We start from the raw sequence: 17,830 nt of genomic DNA, 5'->3' as shown, positions 1-17,830 counted from the left end.
AAAAAAATTTTGAGAATTTACAAGCCGTTCATAGGTGGACAACCACCCGTGAACGGCTTGCGTTTTCTCTATGCTCTTTTGCCGTTCTTTGCGCGGCGATTCTTGTATGCCGCTTCAAATGCCTCCATCATCGGAGTGACCGGAAGCTCGTTGTCAGGCTTGGACAGATACTCAAACCGGATGCCATTCTCCTTGAACTTTCGCTCAAACCTCATGAAAGAGGAAGCGTCCCGGCTGATCCGCGAGGTGTCGCGGGCGAGGATCGTGCCGATGCCTTGACATTTGGCTTCGTTCAGCAGGAAGTTCATGATACCTTCCGTATGGACGCCGGAGATGCCGTCTGCCGCCACAGCAGCAGCCACCTCATAGCCTTTGTCCTTCGCATAGCGTTCCAGCTCTTCCCGCTGGTTTGCTGCCGCAAGCTGATCCGCACAGGCAACGCGGATATAAAGAAATACTTTCATTTGGCTTCTCCTTCTAATGTAGTGAGGAAGTCCTTGAACTTCCAGACGATTTCTATGTTGTCGAGATCGTAAATGTAGACCGCAGAAATGAATGCGTGGGTCAGCTCATAGGTCAGAGCTTTGCAGTCGGCGTACTGATCGCAGACAGCATCCAGCTTTTCATCCGAACAGGAGGTCTCGGAGTCAAGTTCCTTCATCCGTTCGTGACTGCGCTGGATTGCTTCATCGTTTTCAGCAATTTTCGTGTCCGTTGCCGCCTTTTGCTGAATGTACGCTTCCTTCGTGATACTTCCGGCTGCGTACTTTTCGTAGAGCCTCAGCTTGGACGCCTTGTGCTGCTCGTTCTGCTTTTGAAGAATCCGGATTTTATCAGCGCATTCCTTGATGGCAGATTTCCGTAGATCACCGACCTCTCGATTTTGGACTGATTCCTTCTGTGCCAAAGCAAGAAACAGAGTAAGAGCATGGAAGACAACCTTCTCAATATCCATTTCCGGAAAGCTCCTGCCAACCGGACAATCTGTGTTTCCGTTGTTGACCGAGTGAATGCACTGGAAGTATCGAATGCCAGTCTTGTTCTTTCGGCGTGTCATAGCACGTTTACAGTTACCGCAGCGGACGAGTCCCTTGAGCGGATAGTCATGCTGCTTGCGCGTGGGATTCCGTCCTCCGCCTCGAATGACCTTCTGAGCAAGCTCAAAGTCTTCCTTGCTGATAATCGCTTCATGCGTTCCTTCTACGATAATCGGCTCATTGACAACACGCTTTTTTGAGCCGACACCGCAGGACTTCATTTTGCGGCTGACCAGTGTTCCGGTGTAAACAAGGTTCTTGAGAATGTTATAGACCATCACGGTTTCCCAACTGATTTTCTCGCTCATGTTACTGAACTTCTTCTTGTCGGGATGCTTGTTCTTGAAGTATTGCCCCGGCGTCGGGATGCCGTCATCATTCAGGCTGCGGGCAATCTGAGAGGTGTTGCTGCCTTCCAGAGCCTCGCGGAAGATACGACGGATCACATCAGCCGCCTCCGGGTCTACGGCAAGTTTGTTCCGAATGGTGGGATGCAGGACGTAGCCGTATGGAGCGTAGCCACCGACATACTTGCCTTGCTTCATCATCTGGATTTTTGCCGATGTGGTCTTTACGGAAAGGTCTTTGCTGTATGCGGCGTAGATGATGCTGCGCATAACCACTTCCAGACCGCCCGTTGTGCCTTTGTAATCGTCACTGTCATAGCCGTCGTTGATGGAAATAAAGCGGACGCCCATGAATGGAAAAGTGCATTCCAGATAGTTTCCCGTTTCAATGTAGTCACGAGAAAAGCGGGAAAAGTCTTTGACGCAGATCAGATCGATTTCGCCGCGCTTGACCTTCTCCATCATCTGCGTGAACTGAGGACGGTGAAAGTTCGTGCCGGTATAACCGTCATCCGCAAACTCAGACCGCTGACAGTGAGACAACTCCGGATGATTGTCGAGAAAGCGATTGATGAGCATACGCTGGTTGCCGATGCTGTCACTTTCCGCCTTGCTGCCATAGCCGGTATCTTCATCAGCCATTGAGAGGCGGATGTAGATGCCGATGTTGTATTCCTTGCTCATTTACATCGCCTCCTGTACTTCCTTGATACTCTGAACGGTCAGAGCGTAAATATCGCCGTATTTCATGACCAGCTCGATTGAGCCGTCCTCATGGACTTTCACAAGCTCTACGGACTCGTCAACTAACTCCTGAGAGAGCATCGTTGCACCGCTGACGGATTTCATCAGCGTGAGCCACTTGTTGTCCTCGGACATTGCCTCGGCAAACTTTACCTTCCGCTGAACCGCTTCATCCAACTGCCGGGAAAGGTTAGCATACTGCTCATCGTAGGCTTTCTTGGCAAAGACGTATTCCTCTTCATCGAGAATGCCTTCCGTGAAGTCCTCATAGAGACGGGTACGCTTCTTGGAAATACCGCTGAGTTTCAGATTCAGGCTTGTAATGAGCGCATTCTGCTGATCTCGGATGCTGCGTTCACCTTCGCTGTTTCTCAGTTTGGCAAGCAGCTTGTCGTAATTGAGAGCCGCCTTGACTTGAAGCTGAATCGCCGCAAGCACATCGGCTTCGAGTTTGTCCTGCCGCGTATAGTGCGGCGTACAGAGGTTGCCGCGTTTGACGGATGAGCTGCATTCATAGAAGGCATACCACGCGCCGTCCTTGCGTTTATCAACGCGCTTGCGATGGAAGTAGAGCTTTCTGCCGCAGTCTGCACAGACGATTTTGTCTTCAAAGAGATTGATCAGCGTAGCGCGGATTTCTTCCGTGCGCTCCATCTTCTCAACCCTTGTCCTTGCAGCAGCGTTCCGCATTTCTCGTACCTTCTGGAAGTCCTCACGGGAGATAATCGCCTCGTGAGTATTGGAAAAAACAATCCATTCCTCGCGGTCGATATGCTGATTCTTGACGCCCTTATAGATGGCGTTCAGCGTCCGTCCGAGAACGGTATCTCCGACGTAATGGGGATTATCCAGAATGGTAGTGAGTGAAGATTTGTTCCAAATCTTCTTTGCCGTAGCATTGCCTGTGCGGACGCCGACCTGATACTTCTGAAACTCCGGATTGGGCGCGTTCATTGCATCAAGCCGGTCTGCAATCGCAGGAAGGGACAATCCTTCAATTTTCCATTGGAAAATCTTCCGGACAATCGGTGCGGTTTCTTCATCGAAAACCATATTGCTGTGTTCTTCATCCCAGCGATAACCATACGGGAGATTGCGCTTCTTGAACTCTCCACTTTCCATCTGTGCTTTGAGCGCAGTAGAAACCTTGCGGGAGATGTCCTTCGAGTAAAGGGTGTTGATCATGTTTTGCAGAGGGATGATGAGGCTTTCGCCGGAGCCGTCCGTATCAAAGTTGTCGTAGTTCTCTTTGATGGCGATAAACCGAAGCCCGATCTGCGGAAAGACCCGTTCCAGATAGGTTCCAGCCTCGATGTAGTCACGCCCGAACCGGCTAAGATCACGAACTACAAGGCACTTGATCCTGCCGGTGCGGATGTCGTTCATCAGCCGGTTGAACTCCGGTCTATCAAAAACCGTTCCTGTTCGTCCGTTGTCCACATAGGTATCTATCAGATTCAGGTAGGGACGCTCTGCAATGTAGGACTTGCAAATCTCAATCTGATTTGCGATGACATCCACCTTTTCGGACTTGCCGCTGTTTTCAACGGAAAGACGGGCATAGATGGCTGTTGAGAAGACCTCGGAAGAGACAGATTCGATAACCGGCTCTTCAACTGCAATTTGCTTTCTGCTTTTTCTTGCCATTTGCTCATCCCTCCTTTATACGGCAATATCCAGTTCGTCGGCATAACCGAGAACGTATTCAATCGTCTGCTGGTATTCGTCCCTGTATTTGAAGACGATTTCGATTGCATGGTTTTCGTGAATCAGAATGCGGTCAACAAGGGACATCAGCACACGGCGGTTCAGTTCTTCGACGTTTTCATACTGCTTGAAAAGCGTTACCCAGTTCCGTTCGGTCGTGCCGGTTGTCACCGTCTGCTTCATTTCTTTTTTGACCCGCAGAAGTGCCTCCTGTTTGTCCTCAATGATTTTGGTGTAGCTGCTGCGGAACTCGAAGTATTCCGATTTATCAATGACGCCGCCGATGAAGTTCTCGTAAAGCCCCAGCTTGAGCTTTTGGTACCGTTCAATCTCTTCCTCGATTTTGGCGATCTGAGCTTCGTAATTGAAAGCCTTACGGCTCTGAGACGGAAGCCGTTCTATCATCGCAAGCGCGTGTTCCAGATTGATGACAAGCTCGATCTGGTCATGAATGGCACGGAAGACCTTCTCTTCAACCTCTTTTGCGGCGATGCTGTGCGGGCTGCACGTCCGGGTGTGCTTATTGGTGGAGCAGACGTAGTAGATATACTTTTTCGTCTTCGACGGGACGGTCTTGCGGATCATTGGCTGCTGACAGTCTCCGCAGAACAGGAAGCCGGAAAACAGATGCGCTTCGTCCTGATCGGGCGAACAGCGCATATCCCGCTGCATCATGACCTTGACTGCCATGAAGTCCTCGTAGGACACAAGAGCTTCATGCGCATTTTCTACCTTGACCCACTCGGATTCATCCTTGCTTTTCACAACGCGGACTTTGTAGTTGGGAGTGCCGCGCTTGCCTTGCGCCAGAACGCCGATATAAACCTCGTTGGTGAGAATACGCTGGACGGCTTTGTATGTCCATTTTGCGGTATCGCCGGTTTTGAAGACGGTATCAAACTTCACACCGGCGGAATGCTTGTATTCCATTGGGGACAGAACGCCCATCTGGTTCAGACGCTTTGCAATGCGCCCAATGGAGAAGCCGTCCTTGTACATGGAAAAGATCATCTGCACATATTCGCTGACCGCTTCATCCACGATGAGCTGGTTTTTGTTCTCCGGCGATTTCATGTAGCCGTAAGGGGCGAACGAACCGACGAACTCACCGCTCTTCTGCTTGACTTCCAGACTGCTTCGGATTTTCATGGAGATGTCCTTGCAGTAAGAATCGTTAATCAAGTTTTTGAACGGGATAACAAAGGAGTCGGACTGCGGATCACCGGTCAGACTGTCATACGCATCATTGATTGCGATGAAGCGTATGCCGAGCTGCGGGAATATCTTCTCAATGTAACGTCCGCCGTCGATGTAGTTTCTTGAGAAGCGGCTGAGATCCTTGACCACAATGCAGTCAAGCGCACCCTTGCGGATTGCCTCTTCCAGCTTTTTGAACTGAGGACGATTGAAGGAAACGCCGCTGTAACCGTCATCCACAAACGGCTCACAGACAAGCTCCAAATCCTCATGTCTTGCGATATAGTCCTCGCAGATGGCTCTCTGGCTGGCGATGGAGTTGCTTTCTACTTTGTCTCCATCCTCACGGGACAGACGGCAGTAGATCGCCGTGCGGTAAACCTTGTCTGGCATAAAAATAACCTCCGTTTTTCTGTTTGGTGTGGTACATCAAATCAGAAAGACGAAGGCTTGCTTCAACTCTTATGAGAGAAACACGAAAGCGCCACATGACCATCAGGGCAAGCGGCTTAATCCGTATTCTTCTTTTTTTGACCGATTTCATTATACCACAGGCTCAATCGCTTGTCCATAGAACCGGGTGAAAAGATTCAGACTGTTCATAAATCAAAGACCTCTCAGATAGTGTTCCAGACAATCTTCCATTGTCGTGTCCGTCTCGGCGAAGCTGATCTTCACCACTGTCTTCCCGTCCAGATAACAATAAGGATTTCTGATCTGCTTGATGAACTCCCTCAGCCTGTCCTCTCGCGGTGCCGCAGGATCAAGCCGGATGCTGCTTCTCTGAACGAGTGTGCTTCGGTCAACCGTTTTCGGGCTGACATTTTTCATTGTTTCAATGCCCATCATATTCTAAGCACCTCCTGTTTCGTGAAAATATTCAGGACAAAAGGATATGGCAGAGCATCTTGTGAAGATACCCTGCCACATAGTTTTCATCCTGAAACTATATAGTAAGTTTCTTTTGGGTTTGTTTCATTGTCCGGCATATTTGCAGCTCGCGCCCCTGCCAGAAGAACTTTGTAGTTCCGGGAATGCTGCGGACTACCAATGGTCAATCGGTATCATGGGACTCTCACCCCTCCGAGGATCGCTCCGAGCCGCCCCTTCAAAGAAAAGACGGAAGTATCATTATACCCGGCATCTGCATCGTCGCAAGCAGCCGCACCACACGACTGTTATAGCTCTCCGGTGGTCGCTCACTCCCTTTCGGGAGGTCTTGGCGTCGGAAGCTGTGTTGCTTCGCAGAAGCGGAAAGATCCGCAGCACTGAACTATTCAGTTTTCAAGGAACAGCGAAGTGGTCTGATTGACCCTTTCACTTTACAACGGACATCTTTTTGCCGTTTGTTGAGTACCGCTCAAAAAGTTTTTTGAAATTTTTTCTGCACCGCTGCTTTGAGGTCAAATGCAGCTCTGATGCCGATGCCTTTCCTCCGGGCAAACTCTCGAAGAGTCAGCCCCTCACGGGTCATCGCAAGATACAATTCGCGCTGCTTCTCGGTCAGAATGGAAAGAAGCTCCTTCTCTTTGAGGGCGGTGATCAGTTCCTCCATGCAGTCGCGGGAGTCTGCCAGCCATGCAGCGGACTTCACATCGTCCTCCGGCATAGCGTCAAGGGACAGCACGGTATCAGAAATTTTCTCTGCGCCGTCCTCATCCTCAGAGGTGTTGTCAGAGCCATACGAGCGTCTGATCCGCTTTTCCTCTGCGCGAAGGATTCTCATAACCTTGCGGTCAACCTCGGAAACTTCGCCGGTTCGTTTCACGCGCACCATGCACTTGCCGTCCTCCGTAGTCCAGAGGTCGTAATCGAACGCGATAGGGGTTTTAGGGATTTTCATTGTTCATCCTTTCCGCTGCGCGGGAGCAGCGGGAAGGGTGAAGACAGAAAAAGAGCCGCATGACGGTGAGGTTTGAATCCCATGCCGATAAAACAGAGTAATTACACTCTGTCTCATGCGGCATTAGGATGACTTCACCTATCAGGCGGCTCCACAGCTCAGCTATGACATATATTTTATTTTAGAACAGAGGCTTGTCCTCTGGTTCCTACTTGGTACGCGGTCGCAGTCTTCTCATATTCAGCACATCAAAGACTGTGATCCGCCCGCATTTCTTGCACTTGGATTCTACATGACCTCTCGTGTCCTCGTAGACAGCAATGGCATTATGCTGACAATAGGGACATTTCAGGTATCGGAGCTTCTGCTGGGAAATGGCAACTCTTGCCCTGCGGATTTTTTCGATCAGCTCCGGCGTCGGTTCCTGAACCCGAATGGATGCTCTCTTCATTACCACACCTCCACTGGGTCAACATACTCACTGAATGGACGATCTACCATGTAGCCGAGCTGACGAAGGCGGATAGACGCCGTTGTCTTGGAGACACCGAACAACCGGCAGAAAAGGCGCAGCGTTAAGTGATCACCATACGAATACCTCCCCTCGTAATTGATCAGCGGCGTTTCTGCAAACCGACGCATTGCCAGGTCAACCTCTTTTTGAGGAAGCAGGATCGCCGCACCCAAGACATTTGCTTGCCACTCGTTCCAGTCCTCGCGGGTTTTCAGCTCTCGCGGCGTATAGGCTGTCCGTGCGGAATATTTCATTTCGCAGGACGCCTTTACCTCTTCCGATTCCAGTTGGAAGAGAATCTGATGGGCGCACTCGTGGGCAAGGGTAAATCTGCGCTTGGCGCAGAGCCGCTGCACGTTGCCGGATCGAATGAAGCTCTCGTCCAAGATGACCTGATTACGCTTCAAAGCCAGTGTGCGCGTAATGCCAAGCTCCGTGATCTTGTACTCAGTGTCGGCATAGGCAGTGACACCGCAGATGCTTCCATCCGGCGAGAGACGGGCGAATGATACGCGAAGACCGAGATAATTCTTTGCAAACTGATCAATGGGTGTTGGCAAAGCTGATCGGTCGGGCTTGTCCGCCTCATCCCCGAAAAAGAACCGATTGAAGTCCTTTGTTGTTGAGGCTGCAATTTCTTCAAGTTGGCGCTGGGATAAAATCATGAGCAGTTGTCCTCCTTTGCTTCGACGAACCACTTGTCTCCTTCGTGAAAAAGAAATGACTCCTTTCCGCGAATCTGAACTGTGTAACGGATGCCTCCGCCCCCAACCTTCTTGGATGTGGCGCGGCATTTGTAAAGAATCTGGTCGATTTGAAAGATCACACCGTTGTCCCACCAGATAAGGCGAGGGAGGATTGCCCCCTCCTTGTCCACATCCAGCGTAACCGGGACGTATGCTTTTCTGTACTGTGTAGCCATTTGCGTTTTTCTCACTCCTGTTCCCTTATACCGGTGTATGCCGGTACGGATGATCTTCGGCAGCATAAATGCCTGTCCATTTGAACTGCTCAAAAGATGTAACTTTTTCGTGTACAACTACTCATGCCCCTTGACAGGATGAGCAATTCAAGATATACTATGAGTAGTTGGATTGCTCAGTCATTATTATACGCACTTCAAGTGCCTTTGTCAATAGACTTGCGCAATTTGATGTCGCAAACTTTTTGTGAACAGGAGTGATTACCAAAATGACGTTTGGAGAGAAATTCAAGGCTGAACGGGAGAAGCGGAAGCTGACCCAGCAGGAAGTAGCCGATGCACTGGGGATCAACAGACGTATGATTACCCGGTACGAGAACGGCATTTCCTTTCCCCGCACCAAGGACGCTTACAGAAAAATCGCGGAATACTTCAAGGTGGATGTGAACTATCTGCTGACCGAGGACGAAGAGTTTGTGGTTCAGGCATCCGAGCAGTACGGCTCTCGTGGCATGAAACAGGCAAAGGACCTGATTGAAGGGATGTCCGGCTTGTTTGCGGGCGGTACGCTGTCTGAGCAGGACAAGGATGCGGTGATGAAGGCGTTGCAGGATATATATTGGGAATCCAAAGCCCGGAATGTTGAGAAATACACGCCGAAGAAATACAAGAAGACCGAGACGGACGCAGAGGAATAACTGTCTGCGTCTCGGCTTCCCGACGGATTTACTTTGACTGTATTCAACATGAAAGGGGTGAAGGTCCCGTGATAATTCGCTCCGAGGAAATATACAAAAAGGCGAACAGCATTGTCAAAAGCTGTGGAACAAGAGATACCTTGAAGATTGCCCGTGAGCTGGGCATTCATCTCCATTTCCTTGACAATCTGAACGATCTGCTCGGAATGTACACCTACCGCCATAAAGAGCGGCATATTCTTCTGAACTCCAATATGGAGTATCTGATCATGCAAATGGTCTGCGGTCACGAGATCGGGCATGATACCTTTCACCGCGATCTTGCCAAAGGAAACGAGCCGCTTCCGGAGTTCGTGCTGTTTGATATGCGCACAAAACACGAATATGAGGCGAATGCGTTTGCCTCCCACCTGATCATTGATGATGATGAGCTGATTGACCTGATGAAGCAGGACTACGATGTGGTGCAGCTTTCTGCTGCAATGGGAACAAACATCAACCTGATGCTGATCAAGCTCAACGAGCTGAACCGCATGGGCTGGCAGCTCAACTTGCCGTATGTGCCGCACTCTGACTTCCTGAGAAATGTCAGACCGGAGGGGTGAATGAGGATGAAGGATAGTAATTAGATGAACAACAACGACTATAAAGAAGCCCTTTTCTATGCCGCTTCCATCTTTAACGAGCGCATGGGAACGGAGTTCAGCGAGGACAACCTTGTGCTGTGCTGCTTTCAGACGGAAAATCAGCAGGAAGTCTTTGAACAGTTCTGCAAGCAGTATTTCCCTGATCGGCTGGAAGACCGCTATACAGAGGACGGCTATTTTGACTTTCATGCCTCTGCCTTCGTCGGTAAAGGAGACGGCGTTGATGGAATCCTTCTGCGGACAGACATTGCGCGTTATCCGGCAGAGTTGAAGCACATTCTTCTGCATGAGCTGGCGCATATCTTCTGCACCCGCAACGAGCTTGGCGGGGATAACTTCTATGAACGATACTGCATGGACGATACCATCAGCCACGAAGAGGACGGAACCATTAACGCCGGATATGCGGTCTGGCGGGAACTCGCTGCGGAGCTGATTGCATTTGAGCTTGATGACAACTGTGATATGATTCCGCTCCGACGTAAGAAAGACCTTCTCAGCTATTACGAAGGAGAACTCCTGACCGGCAACGGGAAAATGGGCGTCAGCATGATTCTCTGCGAGGTGATGACCAGTGCTGAGGGCGAAGCGTCCATGACATGGGACGCTGCCAAAAGCAAGTTTGCACGGTTCAAGCCCTTTGATGATCCACTGTACAGGGACTTGCTGGAACTGGTTTTCACACACATTAGAGAATGCTTTATCGTGATCGACCGCGAATTTATCTATGAAATTGGAGTTTTGTATCTGAGCATCGCCGCACAAGCGATGATTGCGTCCCTAAAGAACAGATTTCAGGAAGAATAGACAGACCGATAGAGAGAAAGGACGGGCAATGATATGAAATACAAGCTGTTTCGCTCCCCCGGTAATCTGGACAAGGCAGTCCGGAAGCACGAACTGGTTGCCGTGGAAACCGGCAAAAGCATTGATGATGTGGCAAACGCGCTTATCCGTGCCGTTCGGGATGATCTTGCGGAAATGCCGGAATATGCGCACTGTGAAACCGCTGCGTATGCACCGGAGCCGGTTCAGGAGCATCGCCGCGTGAGACGTTATCAGTATGAAATGATGGGTATTGTTTACCCGCAGTATGCGGAGAAAAATATCCTGATTGATTATGGCGTGATTGAAGAGGCAGAGTAATGTCAGAGCGAGATGTCGGACAACTGCATAGTGCCGATGACTTGATTGCCGCTGTTGAGCAATACGGCTTTCTGCCCTTCTTTCGGAATGAGATTCACGGCTTCTCCATCGAGGAACTTTGCCCACCTGAGTTATGGTTTGCGGATGATGTAGATGGTCCGTGGGAATGGAAAGGTCCGGCTGCGCGGAGTGGCAAATGTCTCTACGGCAAACTTTTCAACAAGAAAGCTGGATTTGTGAGTCGGGAGTGGATTCCGAACTTTGCGAACTTACGGCGTGACGGCTATGACTTTGACGCCCGTTGGGATGACGGCTTGGCGTCATACAAGGACAAGGAGCTTTATGAAGCCATAGACGGTGAAGGCGGGATGCTTTCCAAACGCCTGAAAGAGGCTCTGAACTACCGCAAGGGCGGCAACACCGGCTTTGAGACGTGTATCACGAGACTGCAAATGCAGAGCTATGTCTGCATTGCGGATTTTGTCTATATGCAGGACAGGTACGGAAGACCTTATGGCTGGGGTGTCGCGGAGTATTCGACGCCGGAAGAGCTTTTCGGGTACGACTTTATCACCTCCGCCTATCAGCGAGACCCGCAGGAATCCAAAGAGCGCATTCTAAAACATCTGCAATCACGTCTGCCTAACGCGACCGAAATGCAGCTTGAGAAAATCATAAAGGGGTAACGCAATGGACGATATTATCTTTGAGAAGGATTACCGGGAAACCGAGTCTGTCGAATACGATAAATGGTGCGATGAGGTGTTTGACCGCGCGGTCAATGGGGGTATGCTGAAAGCGTACTCCGAAGCAATGGACAAGATACCAAAGATCATTGTACCGGAGGACAAGAAGAACTACGAGTATCTTCTGGAACGCTGTGATGCGTTTGTCAAGCAACACCGCGGGTATATCAAGGGAATCGTGGACTATCATCGTTGGCACGCGGAAATCAATATGTTTCTTCCGTTTGCGGAGTTCGATGACTCAGAAGACCTTGCATTTTTGAAAGAAATTGCAGAAAAATCGCAAACCGTCTGCTTCTCCCCGGACGAAGAAGGTGGCATTCGCGTTCATATTTTTATCAACTACTTTGAAGAATTGATGTCAGCCGAACACAAGTCATACATCGAATGCGATGCTATTATGCAGGACAAGAAACTATCTGCGCTACTTGGCATACCGGAGCTTTCTGACGAGGAAAAAGAACTTGCTCTGAAAATGAAGGGCATACTTGACCGCATTGATGAGGAAACAAGGATTGACCGTACCACGGCTTTTCGAGCCGTACTTGATAAGATGGCAAAAGAGCCGGAAGAAAACTGGTCGCTTCACTATATGGCAACATTGCTGGAAGCACTGCTATACTTCATGCTGAATGAAGGAAATGAAAAGATTGATGAGGAAGAACACAATGAGCAATAAACTTGTAGCATATTTTTCTGCGTCCGGCGTGACCGCGAAGGTATCCGAGACGCTGGCTGAGGCAATCGGCGCGGACATCTTTGAGATTGAGCCGAAGGTGCCTTACACGGAAGCCGATCTGAACTGGATGGACAAAAAGCCCGCAGCACGATTGAGATGAACGATCCTGCCTCCCGTCCTGAGATTGCCGTGAAGCGGGACAACATGAAGGACTACGACACAATCTTTGTGGGTTTTCCGATCTGGTGGTATGTCGCGCCGACGATTATCAATACGTTCCTTGAGAGCTATGATCTGACTGGCAAGACGATCATCCCGTTTGCAACCTCCGGAGGAAGCGGCATTGGCAAGACGAACGAACGCCTTGCGCCGAGCTGCAAAGGCGCAAAGCTGATGGACGGGAATGTCTTCAAGCACAATGTAGGGCATAAAGAACTGGCAGCGTGGGTTGATGGACTGAAACTTTGAGAGTCGTACAAACTCGGATTTATGGAGATGACAAAAATGATGGCAACTATTGGGATAATGACGATTGTGTTTGCAGCACTTACAATTTATTTGTGCCACGATGAGTATAAAAACGGGAAAATGAGTTCAAAAAATTTTAAGATAGTTGCAATCTGTGAAGGATTTGCAATTTTAGGAATGATATTTTTGATTATCAGTTGATAGTTAACTTCCAGTTTAACGAACAGGAGATGATGAACGCATGAAAATCCTACATGAACTTTCTTGGCTATGGGAAACGCTGGGCATTGCACTTGTGGCTGCGGTTGTCTGCATGGCTTGCGCCGCGCTGATCTGCAAGGCAGCGAAGAAGAAACTCAGCAAAAAGGTGTTGGCAGTCATAGGGGCTGCGGCATTTGTGGGCGCGATTCTGGCGGTCATTCTGATCGCCCGGACACCGATGCCGCTTTGACAGAATAGGAGAAACTGACAATGATTATTCTTACAGAGCAGATAGAGATTCCGGCTTCCTATGAAAAATTAAAGGCATGGACTGCTAACTTTGAGGAAGAGTTTGTGAAATGGAGTCCCTACCACATCGAATGCAATCTCTATAACGGAAACTATAACGCAGGAAGCAAGATCCGCTTCCGCGAGATCGTCATGGGGCTGGACTACGATGTGACCGGCACAATTACGGAATGCGAACAGGATGAGAACCACTTCCGCATTGTATTCCGGTGCGACAAGAAAACGGCGTTCATCACCTTTGAAGGGAAAAGAACCAAAACAGGATGCCATTTCTCTCACACCGAGGCTTTCGGCATGACCACGCCGGTAATTGGGGCGATCATGAACTTCCTGATCTTCAAGGTGTTTTTCAGGAAAAAGGCAAACTGGCAGCTTATCCGGGATGATATGATTCTGGATAACAGGTATTTATATGACATTCTGACCGAGGGAAAATACCCGGAAAGAATCCCGCTGGACAAGCTGCTGACCGGCGCGAAGTAACCGGACGGGAGGATTGAATCATGCCGCTTCAAATCGTCAGAAATGACATCACGAAAATGAAGGTGGATGCTATCGTCAACGCTGCCAACGAGTCGCTGCTGGGTGGCGGCGGTGTGGACGGCTGCATTCATCGCGCTGCAGGACCGGAGCTGCTGGCAGAATGTGAAACGCTCCACGGCTGCGAAACCGGGAGCGCAAAGATCACGAAGGGCTATCGTCTGCCCTGCAAATATGTCATTCACGCAGTCGGTCCGCGCTGGTATGACGGACGGCATGGTGAGCGCGAACGGCTGATCTCATGCTATCAGACTTCGCTCATGCTGGCGAAGGAATACGGATGTGAGTCTGTTGCGTTCCCGCTGATTTCCTCTGGCATTTTCGGCTATCCGAAGGATCAGGCTCTCAAGGTTGCGATTGATACCATCAGCAGCTTCCTTCTCGAAAACGAAATGACGGTGTACATCGTCATCTTCGACCGCAAAGCCTATCAAATCAGCGGCAAGCTGTTTGCCGACATTGCTGCATACATAGATGACCGCTATGTGGACGAGCATACCGATAGTCGTTATGAGCGTCTGCGCAGAATGAGTTCCTTCCAGATGGAAGAACCCATGCCCTGCGAGTCATCCGTTTGCGATGAAGCTATTGAAAAGCTCACATCTCCTATGGCAGTCAGCTCCGAGAAGGCGGCAACTCTTGACGATGCACTGGAACAGATCGACGAGAGCTTTTCCGAGATGCTGCTGCGGAAGATTGACGAATGCGGCATGACGGACGCACAGTGCTACAAGAAGGCGAATATTGACCGGAAGCTCTTCTCGAAGATCCGCTCGGACAAGTCCTACAAGCCTTCCAAACCCACCGTTATTGCATTTGCCATCGCCCTTGAGCTGCCGCTTTTGGAAATGAAGGATATGCTCATGAAGGCGGGCTTTGCACTCTCCCACTCCAACAAGTTTGACATCATCGTGGAGTATTTCGTGGAGCGTGGAAACTATAACGTCTTTGAGATCAACGAGGCTCTGTTTGCATTTGACCAGAGTTTAATAGGAGCATAAGGTCTATGGATAAAGTATTTCAGAAATTTTTGCGAAGTGGTATTGAACTCTCTGTCGTAGGAGTGGAGTGTCGTGAAGATAACAACCCTTACTTTTGCACGCCCAAAGGTGCATCTATTTTTGGCTGGGCTGGCGTGGATGGCATTCACTTCTGCTTTGTTCGAGGCTTCGGCAGTATGGTATTTTCCGTCAGCCCCATGAACTCGGCTCCGGATTTCGTTCATCCGCTGGCAAACAATTTTGCAGACTTTCTGAGGCTGCTCCTTGCTTGCGATGATTCGGCAGCGTTGGAACAGGCGTGGATGTGGGATAAAGCCCAATTTGAAGCCTTTTTGCGGGACAACACTCCGACGCATGAACAGAAAAAAGCGCTATCAGAGCTTGCCGAGAAAATGAAATTGACGCCTATGGAACAACCGTGGGCATACATCAAAAAGCTGCAAGCATCCTTTGATTATAGCAAGATCAAGTACACCGAAGACTATTATGATGTTGATATGAACCCGGAAGCAGAACCGACCATACCTGAATGGAAGGTCTACTTTGATGGAGACTTCTGGGGACATTCAGGAAAAGACCGTTCCGGAACGGAACTCCGGTTGAATAAGCAATTTGACTGGGCAGGACATCATTGGGTTATTCCTGCGGCGTATTCTTGCAGCAAGGGGCTCGTCATGGACTTTTGTATGCGAACCCCAGAGGATGACATCCGCAAGTTCATGACGAAATGGGATTTGCACCCCGAAAACGACTCCTGCGAATACTTCACGCAGGAGCAGCAAATGCAAATTGATTTAGACAATCCGCTTTGCCTTGACTTTATTCCTCGTTTGGAATTGAACGGGAAAACGATGCAAACCTCCCACGGCTGCTCGGTGGTTTATAATCCGTGTTTGCCGGATGGGATGATCAATGAATTGGAAGCAAAGTGGGCGTTGGAACACTATGACTTGGATATATCCTATGGATGGATGATTTTTCGGGCAGCTTTTCCGTGGGCAAGCAAACGCCGTACTGAAATAAAATCCCTCTCCTTTACGATGGAGCAGCGGTCATGCCGTGTCCCGGGACCACATTTCAAGACACACGCTCCCGGCGATTCGTTTTCTTTCACCCATCCGGTCAGCGGCACAAAATACACATTAACCGTACAGGAATTGGAGCGGCAGACAATTTCCGAAAAGCGTTTCGGCTCTGACCGCTGGTTTTATCCGACGCATTTTACCGCCATGAGCTATACGCTTTCTCCTGAACCGGACAGCGATATTTCGATCTGTGATTGTGCTGAGGGGGACAAGCCTTTGGAAATTGCGCCATGCTCTGACCGCTATGCACCGGAGGCACGAAACGATATGGCTTGTATCGGCATTATCGGCGGCGCGGACGGTCCAACCGCAATCGTATGTGGAGGCAGCTCGAAAGAAAAACTCCATGCAGCTTGTTCCGCTCTACACTTTGAGCCGGTGGAGGGTGATATTGAATGGCGTATCGTATTCAACATCAAAAACTCCAATGAAATGTCATTAGAGCTAATCTGAGAAGAAATCGGAGGCGCAGAAGATGAAGCAGCGCATATACATTGCAATCGACCTGAAATCTTTCTATGCCTCCGTGGAATGCCGGGAGCGTGGCTTAGATCCTCTGGACACAAACCTCGTTGTCGCAGACGAAAGCCGGACGGATAAGACCATCTGCCTTGCCGTCACGCCCTCCCTCAAGAACTATGGCATCTCCGGGCGTGGACGGCTGTTTGAAGTCAAGCAGCGTGTGAAGGAAGCAAATGCCGGACGGCAGCACGACGCGCCGGGACACAGGCTGGACGGCACATCACACTTCTTCTCTGAGCTACAAGCAGATCCGTCTTTGGCGATTGACTTCATCATCGCACCGCCCCGGATGGCGTATTACATGGAGTACAGCACCCGCATCTATCAGGTCTACCTCAAGTACATTGCGCCGGAGGACATCGTTGTCTACTCCATCGACGAGGTGTTCATGGATGTGACGGACTACCTGAATACCTACAAGCTCTCCGCCCATGATCTTGCCATGAAGATCATCCTCGATGTGCTTGAGACAACCGGCATTACGGCAACCGCAGGAATCGGCACGAACCTCTTTCTCTGCAAGGTGGCAATGGACATTGTGGCGAAACACATCCCCGCCGACAAAAACGGCGTCCGAATAGCCGAACTGGATGAAATGAAGTTCCGGCGTGAGCTTTGGGCGCACCAGCCTCTCACGGATTTCTGGCGCGTGGGTCGAGGTATTGCCAAGAAACTTGAGCAGAATGGGATGTTCACCATGGGTGATGTTGCCCTCTGTTCAGAGCGGAACGAGGACTTGCTTTATAAGCTGTTCGGAAAGAATACGGAACTACTCATTGATCATGCGTGGGGCTGGGAGCCTACGACCATTGAGGCAATCAAGGCATACCGTCCCAGCTCCAACAGCCTCAGCTCCGGTCAGGTTTTGCACTGCCCCTATGAGGCAGATAAAGCGAAGCTCGTCATCCGCGAGATGACGGACTTGCTCGTTCTGGATTTGGTGGACAAGGGGCTTGTCACCGACCAGATGGTTCTCACAGTTGGCTACGACATTGAGAACCTGACCGATCCGGCACGACGGGCAAAGTATCACGGCGCGATTGAGAAAGACCCCTACGGACGGGAGATTCCCAAACAGGCGCACGGGTCCATCAACCTCGACAGTCACACATCCTCTACGCGCAAAATAATGTGTGCTGTGGCAGAACTCTTCGACCGGATCGTGGACAAGAATCTGCTTGTCCGCCGTATGTATGTTGTGGCAAATCATGTCCTGCCGGAAGCGGACGCACCGAAGAAAAATGACGGTGCTGTCCAGCTTGACCTCTTCACCGACTATGCCGCCGAAGAGGAAAAGCGGAAAGCCGAAGATGCCGCCTTGGAACGTGAACGAAAAATTCAGAAGGCGGCTCTCGCCATCAAGAAGAAGTACGGAAAGAACGCCATCCTCAAGGCGATGAATCTTGAAGAAGGCGCAACGGCAAAGGATCGGAATGCACAGATCGGCGGGCATAAGGCGTAACGCGAAAGGATTAGA

The 17,830-nt window shown here is 50.1% G+C and carries 20 protein-coding genes and 1 pseudogene; 13 read left to right on the top strand and 8 right to left on the bottom strand.

The features are described from left to right. Positions 1-68 precede the first annotated feature (68 nt). The 8 genes from PXT33_RS13550 to PXT33_RS13515 all read right to left on the bottom strand — a co-directional run bounded on the left by PXT33_RS13550 (position 69) and on the right by PXT33_RS13515 (position 8,377). A complete protein-coding gene (locus tag PXT33_RS13550) occupies positions 69-464 on the bottom strand; it encodes a recombinase family protein (protein ID WP_009323463.1) in 396 nt (131 codons plus the stop codon). Next, positions 461-2,068 carry a recombinase family protein gene (locus PXT33_RS13545; RefSeq protein WP_332376783.1) on the bottom strand — a complete coding sequence of 536 codons (1,608 nt, stop codon included), beginning with the start codon at positions 2,066-2,068 and terminating at the stop codon, positions 461-463. The genes PXT33_RS13550 and PXT33_RS13545 overlap by 4 nt, the downstream gene beginning before the upstream one ends. Continuing rightward, positions 2,069-3,775, bottom strand: a complete 1,707-nt coding sequence (locus PXT33_RS13540) for a recombinase family protein (RefSeq protein ID WP_332376782.1) — start codon at positions 3,773-3,775, stop codon at positions 2,069-2,071. 15 nt (positions 3,776-3,790) lie between these two features. Beyond that, positions 3,791-5,425 (bottom strand): recombinase family protein, encoded by a 1,635-nt coding sequence (locus tag PXT33_RS13535; RefSeq protein WP_154238085.1) that lies wholly within the window; start codon positions 5,423-5,425, stop codon positions 3,791-3,793. Between the two features lie 213 nt (positions 5,426-5,638). Next, positions 5,639-5,881, bottom strand: coding sequence for a DUF6870 family protein (locus PXT33_RS13530; RefSeq protein WP_050005989.1), 243 nt, complete (start codon positions 5,879-5,881; stop codon positions 5,639-5,641). 511 nt (positions 5,882-6,392) lie between these two features. Continuing rightward, the gene (locus tag PXT33_RS13525) at positions 6,393-6,875 is read right to left on the bottom strand and encodes a hypothetical protein (RefSeq protein WP_240607553.1); all 483 of its coding nucleotides are present in this window, start codon (positions 6,873-6,875) and stop codon (positions 6,393-6,395) included. Positions 6,876-7,325: 450 nt separating this feature from the next. Beyond that, on the bottom strand, positions 7,326-8,054 hold the full coding sequence (locus PXT33_RS13520) for an ImmA/IrrE family metallo-endopeptidase (protein ID WP_347070380.1): 729 nt from the start codon (positions 8,052-8,054) through the stop codon (positions 7,326-7,328). Beyond that, positions 8,051-8,377, bottom strand: a complete 327-nt coding sequence (locus PXT33_RS13515; protein ID WP_021748079.1) for a hypothetical protein — start codon at positions 8,375-8,377, stop codon at positions 8,051-8,053. Before PXT33_RS13515 ends, PXT33_RS13520 begins: the two co-directional genes overlap by 4 nt. Before the next feature lie 203 nt (positions 8,378-8,580). Between PXT33_RS13515 and PXT33_RS13510 the strand changes: the two genes are divergently transcribed. From PXT33_RS13510 to PXT33_RS13450, 13 genes and pseudogenes are all read left to right on the top strand, one after another. Beyond that, positions 8,581-9,009, top strand: a complete 429-nt coding sequence (locus PXT33_RS13510) for a helix-turn-helix domain-containing protein (RefSeq protein ID WP_021748080.1) — start codon at positions 8,581-8,583, stop codon at positions 9,007-9,009. Positions 9,010-9,149: 140 nt separating this feature from the next. Further along, positions 9,150-9,614: an ImmA/IrrE family metallo-endopeptidase gene (locus tag PXT33_RS13505; RefSeq protein WP_227127608.1), complete on the top strand. Its 465-nt coding sequence runs from the start codon at positions 9,150-9,152 to the stop codon at positions 9,612-9,614. A 24-nt stretch (positions 9,615-9,638) separates the two neighbouring features. Next, a complete protein-coding gene (locus tag PXT33_RS13500; RefSeq protein ID WP_332376781.1) occupies positions 9,639-10,463 on the top strand; it encodes a hypothetical protein in 825 nt (274 codons plus the stop codon). A 33-nt stretch (positions 10,464-10,496) separates the two neighbouring features. Beyond that, a complete protein-coding gene (locus PXT33_RS13495) occupies positions 10,497-10,802 on the top strand; it encodes a hypothetical protein (protein WP_021748083.1) in 306 nt (101 codons plus the stop codon). Continuing rightward, entirely contained in the window at positions 10,802-11,488 is a 687-nt protein-coding gene (locus tag PXT33_RS13490; RefSeq protein WP_332376780.1) for a hypothetical protein, read from the top strand. The genes PXT33_RS13495 and PXT33_RS13490 overlap by 1 nt, the downstream gene beginning before the upstream one ends. A gap of 4 nt (positions 11,489-11,492) precedes the next feature. Next, positions 11,493-12,227: a hypothetical protein gene (locus PXT33_RS13485; protein WP_021748085.1), complete on the top strand. Its 735-nt coding sequence runs from the start codon at positions 11,493-11,495 to the stop codon at positions 12,225-12,227. Continuing rightward, a pseudogene (locus tag PXT33_RS13480) lies at positions 12,217-12,695 on the top strand (flavodoxin). The gene PXT33_RS13485 and the pseudogene PXT33_RS13480 overlap by 11 nt, the downstream one beginning before the upstream one ends. A 36-nt stretch (positions 12,696-12,731) precedes the next feature. Continuing rightward, positions 12,732-12,896, top strand: coding sequence for a hypothetical protein (locus tag PXT33_RS13475; RefSeq protein WP_332376778.1), 165 nt, complete (start codon positions 12,732-12,734; stop codon positions 12,894-12,896). A gap of 40 nt (positions 12,897-12,936) precedes the next feature. Continuing rightward, entirely contained in the window at positions 12,937-13,146 is a 210-nt protein-coding gene (locus PXT33_RS13470) for a hypothetical protein (RefSeq protein ID WP_332376777.1), read from the top strand. 20 nt (positions 13,147-13,166) lie between these two features. Further along, positions 13,167-13,688, top strand: a complete 522-nt coding sequence (locus PXT33_RS13465) for an SRPBCC family protein (protein WP_332376776.1) — start codon at positions 13,167-13,169, stop codon at positions 13,686-13,688. A gap of 20 nt (positions 13,689-13,708) precedes the next feature. After that, on the top strand, positions 13,709-14,746 hold the full coding sequence (locus tag PXT33_RS13460; protein ID WP_118480139.1) for an O-acetyl-ADP-ribose deacetylase: 1,038 nt from the start codon (positions 13,709-13,711) through the stop codon (positions 14,744-14,746). Between the two features lie 5 nt (positions 14,747-14,751). After that, the gene (locus PXT33_RS13455; RefSeq protein WP_117570201.1) at positions 14,752-16,284 is read left to right on the top strand and encodes a hypothetical protein; all 1,533 of its coding nucleotides are present in this window, start codon (positions 14,752-14,754) and stop codon (positions 16,282-16,284) included. 22 nt (positions 16,285-16,306) lie between these two features. Beyond that, positions 16,307-17,815, top strand: a complete 1,509-nt coding sequence (locus PXT33_RS13450) for a DNA methylase (RefSeq protein WP_329736760.1) — start codon at positions 16,307-16,309, stop codon at positions 17,813-17,815. Positions 17,816-17,830 lie beyond the last annotated feature (15 nt).

The sequence above is a fragment of the Faecalibacterium taiwanense genome (assembly GCF_036632915.2).
GTDB lineage: Bacteria > Bacillota > Clostridia > Oscillospirales > Ruminococcaceae > Faecalibacterium > Faecalibacterium taiwanense.
This window is presented reverse-complemented; position numbering and strand designations above follow the sequence as displayed.

What these genes read in the sequence shown, in the direction of transcription:
- PXT33_RS13520 (WP_347070380.1), bottom strand. Translation starts at nt 8,054, where the DNA reads ATGATTTTATCCCAGCGCCAACTTGAAGAAATTGCAGCCTCAACAACA.
- PXT33_RS13485 (WP_021748085.1), top strand. Translation starts at nt 11,493, where the DNA reads ATGGACGATATTATCTTTGAGAAGGATTACCGGGAAACCGAGTCTGTC.
- PXT33_RS13540 (WP_332376782.1), bottom strand. Translation starts at nt 3,775, where the DNA reads ATGGCAAGAAAAAGCAGAAAGCAAATTGCAGTTGAAGAGCCGGTTATC.
- PXT33_RS13500 (WP_332376781.1), top strand. Translation starts at nt 9,639, where the DNA reads ATGAACAACAACGACTATAAAGAAGCCCTTTTCTATGCCGCTTCCATC.
- PXT33_RS13455 (WP_117570201.1), top strand. Translation starts at nt 14,752, where the DNA reads ATGGATAAAGTATTTCAGAAATTTTTGCGAAGTGGTATTGAACTCTCT.
- PXT33_RS13515 (WP_021748079.1), bottom strand. Translation starts at nt 8,377, where the DNA reads ATGCTGCCGAAGATCATCCGTACCGGCATACACCGGTATAAGGGAACA.
- PXT33_RS13490 (WP_332376780.1), top strand. Translation starts at nt 10,802, where the DNA reads ATGTCAGAGCGAGATGTCGGACAACTGCATAGTGCCGATGACTTGATT.
- PXT33_RS13525 (WP_240607553.1), bottom strand. Translation starts at nt 6,875, where the DNA reads ATGAAAATCCCTAAAACCCCTATCGCGTTCGATTACGACCTCTGGACT.
- PXT33_RS13495 (WP_021748083.1), top strand. Translation starts at nt 10,497, where the DNA reads ATGAAATACAAGCTGTTTCGCTCCCCCGGTAATCTGGACAAGGCAGTC.
- PXT33_RS13530 (WP_050005989.1), bottom strand. Translation starts at nt 5,881, where the DNA reads ATGATGGGCATTGAAACAATGAAAAATGTCAGCCCGAAAACGGTTGAC.
- PXT33_RS13545 (WP_332376783.1), bottom strand. Translation starts at nt 2,068, where the DNA reads ATGAGCAAGGAATACAACATCGGCATCTACATCCGCCTCTCAATGGCT.
- PXT33_RS13475 (WP_332376778.1), top strand. Translation starts at nt 12,732, where the DNA reads ATGATGGCAACTATTGGGATAATGACGATTGTGTTTGCAGCACTTACA.
- PXT33_RS13470 (WP_332376777.1), top strand. Translation starts at nt 12,937, where the DNA reads ATGAAAATCCTACATGAACTTTCTTGGCTATGGGAAACGCTGGGCATT.
- PXT33_RS13535 (WP_154238085.1), bottom strand. Translation starts at nt 5,425, where the DNA reads ATGCCAGACAAGGTTTACCGCACGGCGATCTACTGCCGTCTGTCCCGT.
- PXT33_RS13550 (WP_009323463.1), bottom strand. Translation starts at nt 464, where the DNA reads ATGAAAGTATTTCTTTATATCCGCGTTGCCTGTGCGGATCAGCTTGCG.
- PXT33_RS13460 (WP_118480139.1), top strand. Translation starts at nt 13,709, where the DNA reads ATGCCGCTTCAAATCGTCAGAAATGACATCACGAAAATGAAGGTGGAT.
- PXT33_RS13510 (WP_021748080.1), top strand. Translation starts at nt 8,581, where the DNA reads ATGACGTTTGGAGAGAAATTCAAGGCTGAACGGGAGAAGCGGAAGCTG.
- PXT33_RS13465 (WP_332376776.1), top strand. Translation starts at nt 13,167, where the DNA reads ATGATTATTCTTACAGAGCAGATAGAGATTCCGGCTTCCTATGAAAAA.
- PXT33_RS13450 (WP_329736760.1), top strand. Translation starts at nt 16,307, where the DNA reads ATGAAGCAGCGCATATACATTGCAATCGACCTGAAATCTTTCTATGCC.